This is a genomic window from Pseudarthrobacter enclensis, from assembly GCF_001457025.1.
GTDB lineage: Bacteria > Actinomycetota > Actinomycetes > Actinomycetales > Micrococcaceae > Arthrobacter > Arthrobacter enclensis.
On sequence record NZ_KQ758600.1, the window covers coordinates 671,595 to 687,590 of the forward strand.

At 68.1% G+C, this 15,996-nt stretch carries 13 protein-coding genes, 2 tRNA genes and 1 riboswitch; of the genes, 1 reads left to right on the top strand and 14 read right to left on the bottom strand.

The annotated features are described in order from the left end of the window. Positions 1-16 precede the first annotated feature (16 nt). The 14 genes from AS031_RS07685 to AS031_RS07750 form a co-directional block, all read right to left on the bottom strand. The gene (locus tag AS031_RS07685; RefSeq protein ID WP_058267519.1) at positions 17-1,099 is read right to left on the bottom strand and encodes an FAD-dependent oxidoreductase; all 1,083 of its coding nucleotides are present in this window, start codon (positions 1,097-1,099) and stop codon (positions 17-19) included. 123 nt (positions 1,100-1,222) lie between these two features. After that, a tRNA-Ala gene (locus tag AS031_RS07690) sits at positions 1,223-1,295 on the bottom strand. A gap of 187 nt (positions 1,296-1,482) precedes the next feature. After that, a tRNA-Ala gene (locus AS031_RS07695) sits at positions 1,483-1,555 on the bottom strand. Between the two features lie 115 nt (positions 1,556-1,670). Beyond that, a complete protein-coding gene (rsfS, locus tag AS031_RS07700; RefSeq protein WP_058267520.1) occupies positions 1,671-2,072 on the bottom strand; it encodes a ribosome silencing factor in 402 nt (133 codons plus the stop codon). A 37-nt stretch (positions 2,073-2,109) separates the two neighbouring features. Then, positions 2,110-3,570: a hypothetical protein gene (locus AS031_RS07705; RefSeq protein WP_058267521.1), complete on the bottom strand. Its 1,461-nt coding sequence runs from the start codon at positions 3,568-3,570 to the stop codon at positions 2,110-2,112. A 7-nt stretch (positions 3,571-3,577) separates the two neighbouring features. After that, positions 3,578-4,234, bottom strand: a complete 657-nt coding sequence (nadD, locus tag AS031_RS07710; RefSeq protein WP_228379585.1) for a nicotinate-nucleotide adenylyltransferase — start codon at positions 4,232-4,234, stop codon at positions 3,578-3,580. A gap of 13 nt (positions 4,235-4,247) precedes the next feature. Next, complete coding sequence (locus tag AS031_RS07715) at positions 4,248-4,487, bottom strand: hypothetical protein (RefSeq protein WP_058267523.1); 240 nt, start codon at positions 4,485-4,487, stop codon at positions 4,248-4,250. Between the two features lie 78 nt (positions 4,488-4,565). Continuing rightward, on the bottom strand, positions 4,566-5,915 hold the full coding sequence (locus AS031_RS07720) for a glutamate-5-semialdehyde dehydrogenase (protein ID WP_058267524.1): 1,350 nt from the start codon (positions 5,913-5,915) through the stop codon (positions 4,566-4,568). Positions 5,916-5,942: 27 nt separating this feature from the next. After that, positions 5,943-7,094, bottom strand: a complete 1,152-nt coding sequence (gene proB, locus AS031_RS07725) for a glutamate 5-kinase (protein WP_058267525.1) — start codon at positions 7,092-7,094, stop codon at positions 5,943-5,945. Then, positions 7,084-8,673 carry a GTPase ObgE gene (gene obgE / locus AS031_RS07730; protein WP_058267526.1) on the bottom strand — a complete coding sequence of 530 codons (1,590 nt, stop codon included), beginning with the start codon at positions 8,671-8,673 and terminating at the stop codon, positions 7,084-7,086. The genes proB and obgE overlap by 11 nt, the downstream gene beginning before the upstream one ends. A 113-nt stretch (positions 8,674-8,786) precedes the next feature. Then, positions 8,787-9,050: a 50S ribosomal protein L27 gene (rpmA, locus tag AS031_RS07735; RefSeq protein WP_009372867.1), complete on the bottom strand. Its 264-nt coding sequence runs from the start codon at positions 9,048-9,050 to the stop codon at positions 8,787-8,789. Positions 9,051-9,113: 63 nt separating this feature from the next. After that, complete coding sequence (gene rplU, locus AS031_RS07740; protein WP_058267527.1) at positions 9,114-9,422, bottom strand: 50S ribosomal protein L21; 309 nt, start codon at positions 9,420-9,422, stop codon at positions 9,114-9,116. Positions 9,423-9,685: 263 nt separating this feature from the next. After that, entirely contained in the window at positions 9,686-11,242 is a 1,557-nt protein-coding gene (gene thiD, locus AS031_RS07745) for a bifunctional hydroxymethylpyrimidine kinase/phosphomethylpyrimidine kinase (protein WP_148639925.1), read from the bottom strand. Continuing rightward, positions 11,225-11,322: riboswitch (TPP riboswitch) on the bottom strand. It overlaps the preceding gene by 18 nt. A gap of 119 nt (positions 11,323-11,441) precedes the next feature. After that, complete coding sequence (locus tag AS031_RS07750) at positions 11,442-14,822, bottom strand: Rne/Rng family ribonuclease (protein WP_058267528.1); 3,381 nt, start codon at positions 14,820-14,822, stop codon at positions 11,442-11,444. Between the two features lie 439 nt (positions 14,823-15,261). Between AS031_RS07750 and AS031_RS07755 the strand changes: the two genes are divergently transcribed. Beyond that, the gene (locus tag AS031_RS07755) at positions 15,262-15,933 is read left to right on the top strand and encodes a vitamin K epoxide reductase family protein (protein WP_058267529.1); all 672 of its coding nucleotides are present in this window, start codon (positions 15,262-15,264) and stop codon (positions 15,931-15,933) included. The last annotated feature ends 63 nt before the right edge of the window (positions 15,934-15,996 follow it).

The window sequence follows — 15,996 nt, forward strand, 5'->3', positions numbered from 1 at the left end:
GAGACAATTGTCTGGTTCAGCCCCACGGTACCGGTTCCGCCGCCGGCATGATGCCGGGCAGTTTCAGAATGTCCGCCACGGCCGCCCGGCCCGCCCTGTTGGCGCCGATGGTGGACGACGACGGGCCGTAGCCAACCAGGTGGACGCGCGGCTCGGCGGCTACGCGCGTCCCGTCCATCGCGATTCCACCTCCGGGCCCACGCAGGTGCAGGGGCGCCAAATGTTCCAGCTCGGCCCGGAAGCCCGTGGCCCACAAAATCACATCGGCCCCAAGGAACCCGCCGCCGGCGAGCCGGACGCCGTCGGGTTCGATGGCGGTGAACATCGGCTGCCGGTCGAGGGCACCGCGGGCGGCGGCGGCCCGTAGGGCAGGAGTCCAGATGAGGCCGGTGACGGAGACGACACTCTGCGGCGGCAGGCCCTTCCTGACGCGTTCTTCAACGAGGGCTACGGCGTCGTGTCCGGCACGGGCGTCGAAGGCGGCGTCGCGCCAGACCGGCTCGCGCCGCGTGAACCAGCTGGTGCTGGTCACCTGCGAGATTTCGGCCAGGAGCCCGACGGCGGAGATTCCGCCACCGACGACGATGACGTGGCGGCCGGCGAAATCCTGCGCGGAGACGTAGTCGGCTACATGCAGCTGCGTTCCCCGGAAGCTTTCGCGGCCCGGATAGATGGGCCAGAACGGCCGGGTCCAGGTTCCCGTGGCATTGATGACCGCCTTGGCGCTCCAATCACCCCGGGAAGTGGTAATCCGGAGCCCGCCTGCCGGTTCTGCGTCTTCGCGGCTGACGGAGGTCACCTTCACTGGCCGCAGGATGGACAGTCCGAGCTCCTGCTCATAGCCTCCGAAGTAGCGGGTGAGGAAGTCTGAACTGGGCTCACGGGGATCCACTTCGGGTTTGGCGGCGCCGGGAAGGTCGCTGATGCCGTTAACGGTGTCCATCCGCAGGCTCTTCCAGCGATGGCGCCAGGCGCCGCCCGGCCCGTCTTCGGCGTCGAACATGGTGTACGCCACTCCCCTGCGCTGCAGGTGGTAGGCCGCGGACAGCCCCGCCTGGCCGGCACCGATCACGGCGACATCGGTGGGGATGGCATTCACTCCCCCATGATATCCGCGGTGGTGCTGGTGGCCGCGTGCCGGAGCCCGCAGAGGAAGGGCGTAATGCCAGCCGCCGGGCACGAAAAAGGGAACCATCACACGTGATGGTTCCCTTTTATCCGGTGGAGCTGAGGGGACTCGAACCCCTGACCCCCTGCATGCCATGCAGGTGCGCTACCAGCTGCGCCACAGCCCCGGGTGCTTGCTGTTCCGGCCGAATTCCCCGGAGCAACCTCACCAGAGTAATGCACTTTTTCCCAAGTACCAAATCGGCCGTCCGGGCCCTGCGCCGGGGCCCTTCCTGGCCTGGACCGACGCGGTTTCCAGCCACTCCGGGAAACAAAAAATCCGCCGGGATCTATGGATCCCGGCGGATTGTCCGGTGGAGCTGAGGGGACTCGAACCCCTGACCCCCTGCATGCCATGCAGGTGCGCTACCAGCTGCGCCACAGCCCCGGATTGCTGCTGCTCCGGAGAGCTTCTGTCCGGGTTTCCCCGAAGCAACTCAAATATCTTAGAACAGCAGTTCCGAAAATTCCAAATCGGGAATATTCGGACGAGCGGTCAGGCCCTACTCGCCGTCGGCGGAGGCCGCGGCCGTTGCTGCGGCGGCATCTTCCAGCTGGAGATCGACCACGGGGCAGTCCTTCCACAGCCGTTCCAGCGCGTAAAAGACGCGGTCTTCTTCGTGCTGGACGTGGATGACGACGTCCGAGTAGTCAAGCAGGACCCAGCGTCCGCCGGAGCGGCCTTCCCGGCGGACGGGGCGCAGATCGCGCTGGGCGAGTTCTTCCTCGATGCCGTCGACGATGGCGTTTACCTGCCGCTCGCTGGGCGCGGATGCGATCAGGAAAACGTCTGCCAGGGCCAGCCGTTCGCTGACGTCAAGGCCCACGATGTCCTGGGCGAGTTTGTCCGCTGCAGCCTTAGCGGCGGCGCGGGCAACGGTGATGGATGTTTCTGAGGCGGTCACGGGACTCCTTGTTGATGAAAAAACGTGGTGCGGCAGGTCAGGGGTTCATGCCGCTGATGATGAGGACGACGCCGGACACCAGGGCCACGACGCCGAAAGCCAGGATGCAGACCTGCAGGATGCGGTTGCGCCGGGCGCGGCCCAGGCCTGCGGTGGCGGCGTCGAGGGGTTCGAGGCCGTAGGCGGAACTTGCCGGCACGCGGGGCAGGTCTTCGATCGCTTCCCCGGCCTGGTTGTCGGGGAACACCACGGGCTTGGGCCTGGTGGCGGCGCGGGCAGCCGCTTCGGCCCTGGCGATGACCTGGGACCGGCCGGAAACGGGATCCGGCGCAGGTCCTTGCTTCCGTGGCGCCGGAGGCTTGGAACCGGGCCGGCGTTTACTGCCGCCGCCGGGCGGTACCTTGGCTCCGGGCCGGGTGGTCACCGGCACATGCGAGGTGGCAGGAGGCTTCATGACCGGGCGGTCCACGCCGGGAACCTGGACGAATTCCAGGGGCGTCACCATGGCCAGGTTGTTGGCCGTGGACGGGCCGGGCCTGTCCTTGGGCCGGTCCTCCTTCGCGGTCGCCTGTGAGCCGGCGTCACCGGGCTGCGCCTTGACCGCCGCGGAGCCGCCCGCCTGCTCGGCAAGCTTCTGCCGCGCCATGGCCCTCCGGTTCATGACGGCTGCGCGTTCGGCCAGCGCTATCTGCTCGGCGAGGATGTCCGGGTCCACTGCCTCCGGGTCCAGGGAGGCGATGTGTTCCATCTTGGCGATCTGGTTCTTTGCCTGCTCGGCGATGAGCGCCCGGGCGGCCAGTGCCTGTTCGACCGTCATGCCCTCCGGCCCGGAGGGTGACGGCGCCGGCGAGGAGGGAGCCGGCGTGGAGGGTGCCGGGCGTTCGCCGGAGGCCTTCGTGCCCTTGCCCTTCGCGGGTGCCAGCGTTGCCGGGGTCTTCCCGGCAGCACCGGGCTTGGCCGCCGGAGCGGGCGTCTCGGGGGCGGCCGGAACAATCGGGGTGGCCGCGGTCAGGGCCTGTTCCTTCAGTTGCTGCAGCCGGAGCTGGCGGCGGGTGGGCGGCCCGCCCGCGGCCAGCTGCCCTTCCTTTTCCTCGAGCTCCTTGATGGTGCGCAATGTTGCCCGGTCACGGGCACGGATCTGTGATGAACGCTGGGCAGGGGCAGGCACCGGGCCAGGCTGGTTTGTCGGGCCGGGTTCCTGCGGTCCGGAAGCCTGTGCAGGTCCGACTGCCGGTGCTGTTCCTTTTTCACGTGCAGCGCCCGGTGCGGCACCCGGGCGCTGGGCAGGTGCCTTGCCGGGCTCATCGGCCGGCGCCGGGGTTACAGGAGTCTTGCCCGCCGGCACATTCGCCGCGGGCTGGGCCGCCGGCGCGGCCGGAGGGGTTTTCGTGGCAGGCGAAAGCTGGTCCGCGTCCGGGGCAGCGGCAGCCTTTTGGGCAGCGTCGCGCGCCTTCCGGAGTTCCCGCCGGCTGCGGATGGGGGGCTGTTCCTGGCTCATGGAAAACTCATTCAGTACTGGCTGGTTCGCGTGCTTCGGAAGGTGATTCGTCCCCGGTTGCCGGCGCCTGCGCATAGAGGCCGTACTTGGCGATGTACTGGACCACCCCGTCCGGAACCAGGTACCAGACCGGATTGTTCGCCGCCACACGGGTGCGGCAGTCGGTGGAAGAGATGGCCATGGCCGGCACTTCGAGGAGGCTGACGTCGTCGCGCCCCATGCCGTCGAGGACGTGCCCGGGACGGGTCACGCCGACGAAGTGTGCCAGCGACCACAGCTCGTCGATGTCCTTCCAGGACAGGATCTGTGCCAGGGCGTCTGCGCCGGTGATGAAGAACAGGTCGGCGTCGGGACGCTGGGCCCTCAGGTCCCGCAGCGTGTCAATGGTGTAGGTGGGGCCGGGACGGTCCACGTCCACCCTGCTGACCGTAAACCGCGGGTTGGAGGCCGTGGCGATGACAGTCATGAGGTACCGGTGCTCCGGTTCGCTGACCTGCTTGTGGGACTTCTGCCATGGCTGCCCGGTGGGGACGAAGACAACCTCGTCCAGGTCGAATTCGGCAGCCACTTCACTGGCGGCGACAAGGTGGCCGTGATGGATGGGATCAAACGTCCCGCCCATCACGCCCAGCCGTATCCGGCCCTTGTCACTGCTCTGGCGCAACTTGCGGGAAATGTTAGTGGCCCTGCCCGTGATCGTGCTTGTTCGGGTGCTGGCGGTGCGGGTCCGCGTGCTCCTCGGTGGCGGTGTGGCGGTTGCCGAGGTTGGTGTAGGACACCGTGATGAACATCAGGACCAGGAGGATGACGAACATCACAATGCCGAAGACGAAAGGATCGGCCCACAGCGGCGCGAGTTCCTCGTGTTCTGCTTCGCCTGCGGCGGCGACGGTCGTGGCGATCTGCTGGAACAGCATGTTCTCCCCTAGTTCAAGTGTTTTCGGGCAGCGGACCGTTCCGCTGCCTTCTGGCGTCTGGTTTAGTTTACCGCGTTGCTAGCCGCGGGTTTGGCCCTCGCCCTGGACGATCCACTTGGTGGTGGTGAGCTCGGTGAGCCCCATGGGTCCGCGGGCATGCAGCTTCTGTGTGGAAATGCCCACCTCGGCGCCCAGGCCAAGCTCGCCGCCGTCGGTGAACCGGGTGGATGCGTTCACGATGACTGCTGCGGAGTCCACCTCGGCGATGAAGCGTTCGGCGTTGGAGAGGTTGTTGGTGAGGATGGCCTCGGTGTGTCCGGTGGTCCACCGGCGGATGTGGCTGATGGCTTCCTCCATGGAGTCCACCATGCCGACGGCCAGGTCCAGGTCCATGTACTCCGTGGCCCAGTCCTCGTCCATGGCGGGGACGGAATCCACGGCAGCCGGCAGCGCTGCGCGGATGCGTTCGTCAACGTGCAGCCGGACACCGGCCTTGTCCAGTGCGGCGGCCACGGCGGGCAGCACAGTGGACCCGGAGTGGACCAGGAGGGTCTCCACGGTGTTGCAGACGCTGGGCCGCTGGGTCTTGGCGTTGAGGAGGATCTCCACGGCCATCTCTTCGTCGGCGGATTCGTCGATGAAGATGTGTACGTTGCCCTCCCCCGTTTCAATCACGGGGACCGCAGAGTTGGTGACGACCGTCTGGATCAGGTCGCGGCCGCCGCGGGGAATGAGGACGTCCACCCGGCCCCTGGCGCGCATCAGTACGTTGGCGCCGGCCCGGCCGTACTGGTCCACCGTCTGGACGGCGTCGGCGGGCAGGCCCACGGACTCAAGGGCTTCGCGCAGCACCCTGACCAGGACGCTGTTGGTGGCTTCGGCGGCGCTGCCGCCGCGAAGGATCACGGCGTTGCCGCTCTTCAACGCCAGGCCGGCGATGTCCACGGTTACATTGGGGCGTGCTTCGTAGATGGCGGCCACCACGCCCATGGGGACGTTGACCTGGCGCAGGCGCAGCCCGTTGGGCAGGGTCTGGCCGCGGACAACGTTGCCCACCGGGTCAGGAAGGTTGGCGAGGTTTTCCAGGGCCGCCACCAGGCCGTCGATGCGTGCGCCGGTGAGGGTGAGCCGGTCCAGCAGCGCAGCGGACGTACCGTTGGCCTTGCCGGCCGCAACGTCCCGGGCGTTGGCCTCGAGGATCGCCTGCGTGTTGGCTTTCAGGGCGGCGCCCACGGCACGCAGGGCGCGGTCCTTCCAGGCCCGGTTTGCCATGGCCATGCGGCGCGCTGCACGGCGTGAGCGGTCGGCGATGGAGTGGACCGCGGCTTCGACGTCGGACGGCTGCAGGTCAACCGGCTGCTGCGCCCCGGGCGCGGCTGCAGTGTCTCCGGTGTTGTCAGCTGTCGTGTGGATCAGGGCCTCAGTCATGGTTTCAAGTTTAGGCGAGGGCGCGGCTCAGACCAGCACCAGGTCGTCAACATGAACAACTTCGCGGTCGTAGCCGGTTCCCAGCTCCTCGCCGAGATCACGCGTGGACCGTCCGAGCATGCGGGGCAGCTCCTCCGAGGAGTAGTTGACCAGCCCGCGTGCCACCACCGTGCCGTCCGCGCCGGCTATTTCGACGGCGTCCCCCGCTTCGAAGGCGCCGTGCACTGCGGAGATTCCGGCGGGCAGCAGGGAGGTGCGGTGGTGCCGCACCGCACGGACCGCGCCGTCGTCCAGCACCAGCCGGCCCTGGACGGAGGCAACGTGGGCCAGCCACAGCAGGCGGACGGGTTTGCGTGACCCGTTGATGGTGAACCAGGTTCCCACGTCTTCGCCGTTCAGGGCGGCAGCGGCGTTGGGTGTCGAGGTCACCAGTGCGTGGATTCCGGATCCCGCTGCCATGCTGGCTGCCTCGACCTTGGTGACCATGCCGCCGGTCCCGACGCCGGCCTTGCCCGTCCTGCCGATCGAGACTCCCTCGAGGTCGTGGGGTCCGCCGACCACCGGGATGCGCCGGGCGCCCTGGGCCGGCGGTCCGTCATAGAGGCAGTCGACGTCGGACAGCAGCACGAGCGCGTCGGCCCGGACCAGGTGGGCCACCAGCGCCGCGAGCCGGTCGTTGTCGCCGAACCGGATTTCGTGGGTGGCTACGGTGTCGTTCTCGTTGACCACGGGAACCACCCCGAGGTTCAGCAGCCGGTCCAGCGCGCGGAAGGCGTTGGTGTGCTGGCTGCGCCGCATCAGGTCCTCGGCGGTCAGCAGCACCTGGCTGACGGTGACGCCATGCGCGCCGAACGCCTGGGTGTAGCGGGCCATGAGCAGGCCCTGCCCGACGCTGGCCGCCGCCTGCTGGGTGGCCAGGTCACGGGGACGCTTGGCCAGGCCGAGCGGCGCGAGGCCGGCCGCGATGGCACCGGAGGAGACCAGGATGATCTCGGTTCCACTGTTGCGCTTGGCTGCCAGGGCGTCCGCCAGGCCGGTGAGCGACTCCTCGGAAATTCCGCCCTTGATGCTGGTCAGCGAGGATGAACCCACCTTGACCACCACCCGGCGTGCGGTGGCAAGCGCGCCCCGGTCCGCCGCCGCAGGCACCGTATCCGCGGCAGATGCGCTAGAACTCATCGTCGGCGTCCAGTCCACTTTCCTTGACGGGCTGGGCGGCACGGCGGCTGCTGACCGATTCGGTCCAGATGCCGGCCTTCCGCTCGGCCTCGAGCTCCGCCCGCGCGGCTGCCTTGGCCTCGCGGCGTTCCTGCTGCTCTTCGCGCTTCTGGCTTCGGGTGGGCCGGTCGCCGGTGTCGGCGAAGCGGACATCGGTACCGCGCGGCGAGGCGAGGAGTTCGGCGCCGGCCATCATGGTGGGTTCCCAGTCGAAGACAACGCCGTCGTCCTCGCCGATCACCACGGTGTCGCCGGGCTTGGCGCCCATCTTGAACAATTCGGTTTCCACACCCAGCTTGGCGAGCCGGTCGGCGAGGTAGCCAATGGCTTCCTCATTGGTGAAGTCGGTCTGCTTGACCCACCGGACGGGCTTTTCACCCAGGACCCGGAAGAGCGGTTCGTGGGCCTTCTCTTCCCGCCGGATCCGGAAGCCCGTCTCGTTGACGGCCCGGGGACGAAGGACCGTGGGGGTGACCTTGGGCGGCGCTGCTTCGACGGCGTCGCGCGCGGCCTTGACGATCTCCGCCATGGCGAAGCCCAGCTGGCGCAGGCCCTCGTGGCTGGTGGCGGAAACCTCGAACACCCGGTACCCGCGCGACTCAAGCTCCGGGCGGACGAAGTCAGCCATGTCCTTGCCGTCAGGCAGGTCCACCTTGTTCAACGCCACCAGGCGGGGCCGGTGGTTCAGGGGGATGACTTCGCCGTCACGGCCGGCGTAACTCATGTCCACCGCGTACTTTTCAAGTTCGGCTTCGATGATGGCCAGGTCGGAGAGGGGGTCGCGGTCCGATTCCAGCGTGCCGCAATCCAGGACGTGGACCAGGGCCGCGCAGCGTTCGACGTGGCGCAGGAAGTTGTGTCCCAGTCCCCTGCCTTCGCTGGCGCCTTCGATCAGGCCGGGCACGTCGGCGATGGTGAACCGGACATCCCCGGCCTGGACCACTCCGAGGTTCGGGACCAGGGTGGTGAAGGGGTAGTCGGCGATCTTGGGCCGGGCAGCGGACATGGCGGCGATGAGGCTCGACTTGCCGGCCGACGGGAAGCCGACCAGGGCGATGTCCGCAATGGACTTCAACTCCAGGACGATGTCGCTGGATTCCCCTTCGATGCCCAGCAGCGCGAAGCCGGGCGCGCGGCGCTTCTGCGAGGAGAGCGCGGCGTTGCCGAGGCCGCCCAGGCCGCCGGCAGCTGCCACGTACTCGGCACCTTCGCCGACCAGGTCGGCGAGGACCGTGCCGTCCTTGGACTTGACCACGGTCCCGTCGGGGACGGGAAGGACGAGGGTTTCGCCGTTCTTGCCGCCGCGCCAGTCACCCATGCCGGGGCCGCCGTTGGTGGCGTGCCGGTGCGGCGCGTGGTGGTAGTCCAGGAGCGTGGTGGTCTGGTGGTCCACGCGGAGGATGACGTCGCCGCCGTTGCCGCCGTTGCCGCCGTCGGGCCCGCCCAGGGGCTTGAACTTCTCGCGGTGGACGGAGACGCAACCGTGGCCGCCGGTACCGCCGGATACGTGCAGTACTACCCGGTCTACAAAGCTGGCCACGTAAATCTCCTCAGTCTCGTGTGGGCGCCACTGGACGCCCTATCGATTGTAATGCGCTTAAAAGAACAGTGGAGCGGGCCACCAGGCCCGCTCCACCGCTTCAGGATGTGTTGTTACTCTGCAGCTGCAGCAGCAACGATGTTGACGACGCGACGACCGCGGCGGGTGCCGAATTCAACGGCGCCCGGGGTCAGGGCGAACAGGGTGTCGTCGCCGCCACGGCCGACGCCGGCGCCGGGGTGGAAGTGGGTGCCGCGCTGGCGGACGATGATCTCGCCGGCCGAAACGACCTGGCCGCCGAAGCGCTTGACGCCGAGGTACTGTGCGTTGGAGTCACGACCGTTGCGAGTGGAGCTCGCGCCCTTTTTATGTGCCATCTGAAATGCCTGCCTTTAAGGTTCTGGTGATTCTGTGTGAAAAAAACCTGCGGTAACCGTTGGTTACTTGATGCCGGTGATCTTGACCTTGGTCAGTTCCTGACGGTGACCCTGGCGCTTCTTGTAGCCGGTCTTGTTCTTGAACTTCTGGATGACGATCTTGGGACCGCGGAGGTCTTCCAGGATCTCAGCCGTGACAGATACCTTGGCCAGGTCGGCAGCGGCGGAGGTGACCTTGTCACCGTCCACCAGGAGCAGTGCGGGCAGCTCGATGGTGCTACCGGCCCCACCGGCGACGCGGTTAAGGGTAACGAAGTCTCCTACAGAAACCTTCTCTTGGCGGCCGCCTGCGCGGACAATCGCGTACACCACTTGGGAACTCACTTCTCTCGACGTTTATAACTAAATTTGCGTGCGGAACCGACTTATTGAAGCCTGGTTTCTCGCTGTGCCTCAACGCCGTGGGGTCATAACCCAAGTGTTGGCGTAAGCACCGAAGATACAGACTACGCTAATTCCGTCTCCGGCCGCAAATGAGGCTGGCTCCGGCGGGCGGTCTGTGATAGGAACCACATAAAACCTTGTTCCTGCGCCGGGGCCTTGTCCATATTACCGGCAACCGGGTGCGGAACAGGTCAGGCGTGGAGCCGCGGCGCGTCGAAGAATTCGACTTCCAGCCGGCAGGACTGCCGGAAAGCCTCTGCCATGGCTGCGCGCTCGGTTTCTCCTGCGGCCTGTGCCGCGGCGTCCACGAGGCCAATGGCCCTGCGTGTAGCCGCAGCAAAGTCCTCGTCCGCGTAGGTGCGGAGCCACTCGGCATACGGGTGGTCCGCGGGTTCCCCTGCGGCCACGAACCGGGCATGGAGGGTCCGGCCGGCCTCCGCGTACAGCCAGAAGCACGGCAGGACGGCCGCGGCCAGTACACCGTAGCTTCCCGACGCCGAAGCGGCCGTCAGGTGGTCCACGTAGGCCTTGGTGACGGGTCCCAGGCCCGGCCGCACGGTGCGGGTGCTGAGCCAGGAGCGGTGCAGTTCCGATTCAACCTCAAGGCACTGCTGGGCCGATGCCGCCCAGAATAGCTGCCCTTCCTCGGTGGGGGCCAGGGCGCTGGCGCGGGCAAGAACGCGGGAATAGCCGTTGAGGTAGAGCGCATCCTGCGCCAGGTAGTATGCGAACTGGTCCTCAGGCAGGGAGCCGGAGACCAGCCCGCCGATGAACTCCAGGCCGTAGATTTCCTCAAGCTCAGCCTCGGCGTCTTCCCGCAGTTGTGCGGTGAAAGCCCCCGGCATGGGCGGCACCGCCACGTGGTGGAAGTGGTGGACGGGCCCGTTGCCGGAGCCCACCTCCAGCGTGTCCGAGGCTGCGAGGGCACCGGCCAGCCACGGTTTTGCCTCCCGCAGGGACTCTTCCCAGTTGCCGGCGCGGGCCTGGATGGTGGCCATGGCCGAGGAAAGGGAGCAGCCGGTGCCGTGGCTGTTCCGGGTGTCCACCCGCTCCCCCGGAACCTCCACTACCTCCGCGGAGAGCGCCCCGGGCAGCCCCACCAGGGCGTCCGGGCAGCCGGCGCCGCGCAGGTGGCCGCCCTTGACCAGGACGACGGTGCCCGTGGCTGCGGCAAGCCGGCGGCCCTGTTCCAGCGCCTGCGGCCAGGTCTCCTGGACATCCTCGTTGAGCAGCATGGCCAGCTCGGCCAGGTTGGGGGTGACCAGGTGGGCCAGGGGCAGCAGGTCACGGAGTGCCGCCTCGGCGGATTCCTGGAGCAGCCGGTCACCGCTCGTGGCGACCATCACCGGGTCAAGGACCACGACGGCGGGCCGAACCTTGGCGAGCCAGTCGCGGACGGCGGCGATGACACCGGAGTCGCCCAGCATGCCGATCTTCACGGCGTCAACAGTGATGTCGTCGCTGATGGCGTCCAACTGCCGGGCCAGGAAGTCGGCGGGCGGGACATGGACCGCCGTGACGCCCCGGGTATTCTGCGCCGTCAGGGCAGTGATGGCGGCCATGCCGTAGCCGCCGTGCGCTGCGATGCTTTTCAGGTCGGCCTGGATACCGGCGCCGCCGGAGGGGTCCGAGCCGGCGATGGCGAGGACCCGCGGAATCCTGGTTCCGGCACCGGTCCCCCGGGACGGCAAGGTGGCGGAAAAGTGAGCGGGCGCAGGCGCAGCAAGAATGGAGGACAACAGAGACATCCCTTCGCCGGTACTAGCCGGACAGGTTCAACGGGTCTGGATCTCAGCCGGCCTTCTGCGCGGCACCCCGTGTCGGTTCCCCAGCCTAGCCGGTGCACCGGGAAGGTTCGAAAGGTGACTTTCCTGTCCGGCCGCGGCGGCCTTAAAAGCCGGATGCCCGGCCCTCCCCCCGCGGGGAAGGACCGGGCATCGCCTGGCGTCACAGTTCCGAAGCGGGAACCCCGACACCTAGGATGATGGGCTCGTCAGCCTTCGCGGCGGCCTGTGTTGGTGCGGCTGGTTCCGGCGCCTTGGCTGCGTGGGAGTGGCCCTCGCTGGCCACCGGCGCATTGTGGTGCTGCTCCACAGTGGTTTCGTTGGCTGCACCCTGGGCGCGGCTGGCGCTGCGGTGGCGGCGGGGACGCCGCTGCCTGGAGGGGTCCGGGGCCTGTTCCTGCGCCGCAGGTGAAGGCTCCGGGGCAGGTTCGGCGGCCGGTGCGGGCTCCTTTTCGGGTGCCGCAGCAGTCTCCTTAGGCACGTCCACCGGCGCCGCAGGCTGGCCCAGATGTGCGAAGGCTTCTGCCAGCCGGTCCAGCGACAACGCCGGCTTGGGCTGCTGGTCCTCCGCATGCTCCACGAAGGGCAGCGCGACTTTCTCGCCGCCGAAGGTCAGGACAGCCGCCGGACGTGCAGGGGCGGCGTCGTCGTGCCGGTCCGCGTGGACAGGCGCCGGAAGGACGGCAGCCTGTTCGGCGGGTGCCTGCGGGGACGCTGTCTGCCGGGCAGCTGCGACCTCGTCATCGTGCAGGTGTGCTGCGTGGGCAGCGGCAGCGATGTTGGCCAGGGCCAGCCGGGTGGCTTCCGCCTTGGCGTGCCGTTCCGCCTCGTGGGGGTCGGGCTGGTCCGCCGGGACCTGCGGCGCTGCGGGCGCGGGCTCGGTTTGCTGGCCGCCGCGTCCGCGCCGGCGCTTGCGCTCCCCACGGGTGGCCTGCTGGATCCCTTCGGCACGCTGGCCCTCGGGCCGGTGCCCTTCGCTGCGGGACTCGGAACGGTCGGTCCGCTGGACGTGCTGTTCGGCGGCAACGATGTTGGCGCGGCGGTGTTCCACGGGGTCGTCATGGGTGACGACGCCGCGGCCGGCGCATGCTTCGCACTGCTCACCGAAGACTTCAAGGAGCCCGGTGCCCATCCGCTTGCGGGTCATCTGGACCAGGCCCAGGGAGGTGACTTCGGCAACCTGGTGCTTGGTGCGGTCACGGCCCAGGCACTCCACCAGGCGGCGGAGGACCAGGTCGCGGTTGGATTCGAGGACCATGTCGATGAAGTCGATGACGATGATGCCGCCAATGTCGCGCAGGCGCAGCTGGCGGACCACTTCCTCAGCGGCCTCAAGGTTGTTCTTGGTCACGGTCTCTTCGAGGTTGCCGCCGCTGCCGGTGAACTTGCCGGTGTTGACGTCCACCACGGTCATGGCTTCGGTACGGTCGATCACCAGGGAACCGCCGGAGGGCAGGAAGACCTTGCGTTCCAGAGCTTTGTGGATCTGCTCGTCGATCCGCCAGGCCGCGAAGATGTCCTGGTCCTTAGTCCACTTTTCCAGGCGTCCCACGAGGTCCGGCGCCACGTAGGTGACGTAGGCCTCGATGGTGTCCCAGGCTTCTTCCCCGGAGACGATCAGCTTGGAGAAGTCTTCGTTGAAGACGTCGCGGACCACCTTGATGGTGAGGTCGGGTTCACCGTAGAGCAGCTCGGGGGCCAGGACCTTGGTGGAGGTGGACTGGCTTTCGATGCCTTCCCACTGTGCGCGAAGCCGGTTGATGTCGTGCGTGAGCTCTTCCTCGGACGCTCCTTCGGCGGCGGTGCGGACAATGACGCCCGCGTGTTCCGGCAGGCGGTCCTTCAGGATGCGCTTGAGGCGGTTGCGCTCGACGTCGGGCAGCTTGCGGGAGATGCCCGTCATCGAGCCGCCGGGCACGTAGACCAGGTAGCGGCCCGGCAGGGAGATCTGGCTGGTGAGCCGGGCGCCCTTGTGCCCCACGGGGTCCTTGGTGACCTGGACCAGGACGGTGTCCCCGGACTTCAGCGCGTTCTCGATACGGCGCTGCTTGCCCTCAAGGTTGACCGCTTCCCAGTTGACCTCGCCGGCGTACAGGACGGCGTTCCGGCCGCGGCCGATGTCCACGAAGGCCGCTTCCATCGACGGCAGCACGTTCTGGACCTTGCCCAGGTACACGTTGCCGATCAGCGAGTCCTGCTGGGTCTTGGACACGAAATGTTCGGCCAGCACGCCGTCCTCCAGGACGGCGATCTGGATCCTGTCGTCGCGCTGGCGCACGATCATCTGCCGGTCAACGGATTCACGGCGGGCCAGGAACTCAGCCTCGGTGATGACGGTGCGGCGGCGGCCCGTGTCCCGGGATTCGCGGCGGCGCTGCTTCTTGGCCTCGAGGCGGGTGGAGCCCTTGACGCTGGTGACGCGGTTGCTGGCAGGCGCCTCGCTCACGGTCCGCGGGGCGCGGACCCGGGTCACCGTGTTGGGCGGATCATCCTCGCTGCCGCCGGTCAGTTCAAGGTCCTGGTCACCCCGGCGGCGGCGGCGCCGGCGGCGGGAGGTAACGCCGTCCTCGGCCTGCCCGGCACCGTCCTCGGCGTCGTCGGACGCATCGCCGTCAGCATCGGAGTCGTCCGCGCCGGCTTCGCGGTCTTCGAGGCGGTTGCGGCCGCGCCGGCCACGGCTGCGGCGACGGCGGCGGCCGGAGGAATCGTCCGATTCGGTGTCTTCGGCGTCGTCCGTTTCCTGTTCCTCGGCCACGGGGGCGGGCTGGCGGACCACGGTGCTCAGGTCCGGAGCCTGGAACAGCACGGACGTGGGGGACGCCGGCTCGAGGAACAGGGAGGCGAAGGGGCTGGCGTCCCCGGCGGCTGCGGCGTCGGCCTGGGCAGGCGTCTCCGCTGCGGGAGCGTCCGCGGCCGGGGCTTCCTGTCCGGCGGCGGCCGGCTCTGCCACCGTGGCGGCAGGTTCCCCGGGGGCCGCGGCGACGGCGTCATCCCCGGCGTCGGGTGCCCCGGCCGCGGGGTTCTCCTGTGCGGCGGCTTCCTGCTCCAGCGGCAGGGCCTGCTCGACGGCGGGCTCCTCCGCAGCGGCCTCGGCAGCGGCTTCCGGACCGGCGGGGGCTGCTTCCGGGGCGGCGGCTTTGCGGGTGGCTACACGACGACGGCGCACCGGCTTGGCCTCCTCAGCTGCCTCGGGACCGGGCGCACCGTCCACGGCCGGGCTTGGCACAGCAGCAGCGTCGGGCGCATCGGCGGATGCGGGATCGGCGGCGAAGGCCGGCAGGGGTTCCGCGGTGTCCGGCTTCTTGCGTGCCCGGGTGCGGCGGGCGGGCGCCTTGGCGGGCGCCTCCGCATCCCCGGTGGCGGCATCGGGAACGGCCCCTGCTGTGGCAACGTCAACGTCCGCGGCAGCTTCGGACGCCGGGGCTGCGGCGTCTTCTGCCTTGGCCGCGGCCTTGCGGCGGGTCCGGGGAGCCTTTTTCGGTTCGGCCGGGGTTTCTACAGCCGGTGCATCGTCATTAACGGAAAGCTCTGGTTCATTGTTCATCTGTGGCAACACTCCTGCCCCTGACGTACCGCCACATCCGGCACCCATTGGGGCACATATTGTCAAAACCCGCAGGCGTTGACAGAAGTCACGTGGATACTCCCAGGTTCGCACCGGCGTTGGGGTGCGGCAGTCCACAGGAGCCGGAGGATGTTCTGAAACCCGTTGTTCTACGTGCCACAACCAGGTGCCGCCCAATGGAGATTGCGGGAGTGATCGGAAAACCCGAGGCCTGCCCTGCTCGTCATTGGCGGTCTTGGGAACAAGCCACCGGACTGGAGACCGAATGTGGTTCGGCTTCCAGCCACGCTTATTCTCTCATACGCGGACTAAAACGCGGCGGAGGTGCTCCCCCGGCTTTCAGTTTCCTGAACGTTTCCTCCAGCCGCCGGCGTTACAATCGGGCACAGGAGCACCGGACGAAAAGGACGCCAAACCAATGCCCAGCATCTCCCCCGTCAGCGGCCCGGAGGCCCACGAGGCCACCACCGGCCCGGACACAGCACCCTCAGGGAACCTGCCGTTCATGGCCCGCACACGGCCGTTCGGCTGGCTCCTGGTGATCACCGGGGCCATCGGGTGGCTCGCCTCGGGAACCCTCGTCCTGGAAAAGCTTGCCACGCTGCAGGATCCCAACCACACCACCGTCTGCGACGTGAACCCGTGGATCTCCTGTGGCGAGGTGATGAAGACCTGGCAGAGCTCGCTCTTCGGCTTCCCCAACATGTTCATTGGAATTGTGGCCTTTGCCGTCATCATCACGGTGGGCATGGCCCTGTTGTCCGGGGCTACCTTCGCCAAGTGGTTCTGGGCAGGGCTGCAGGCCGGCGTCACCCTCGGCTTCGCGTTCGTGGTCTGGCTGTGGTCCCAGGCCCTGTACGACATCCACGTTCTCTGCCCGTTCTGCATGATCGTCTGGGCCGCGATGATCCCGCTCTTCGTGTGGACCACCATCCGGAACATCACCGCAGGCATCATCCCCGTTCCGTCCGGGGCTGCCCGCATCGCGGGCGACTCCGGCTGGATCATCGTTGCCCTGCTTTACGTGGGCGTCATCGCCAGCATCTTCTTCGCCTTCATCCAGGTGTTCGTGGGAACGTCCGGCTTCTGACCGACGCCGCCCGGATACAGCCAAGGCCAATGTTCCCCCGGGAACATTGGCCTTGGCTCGTTA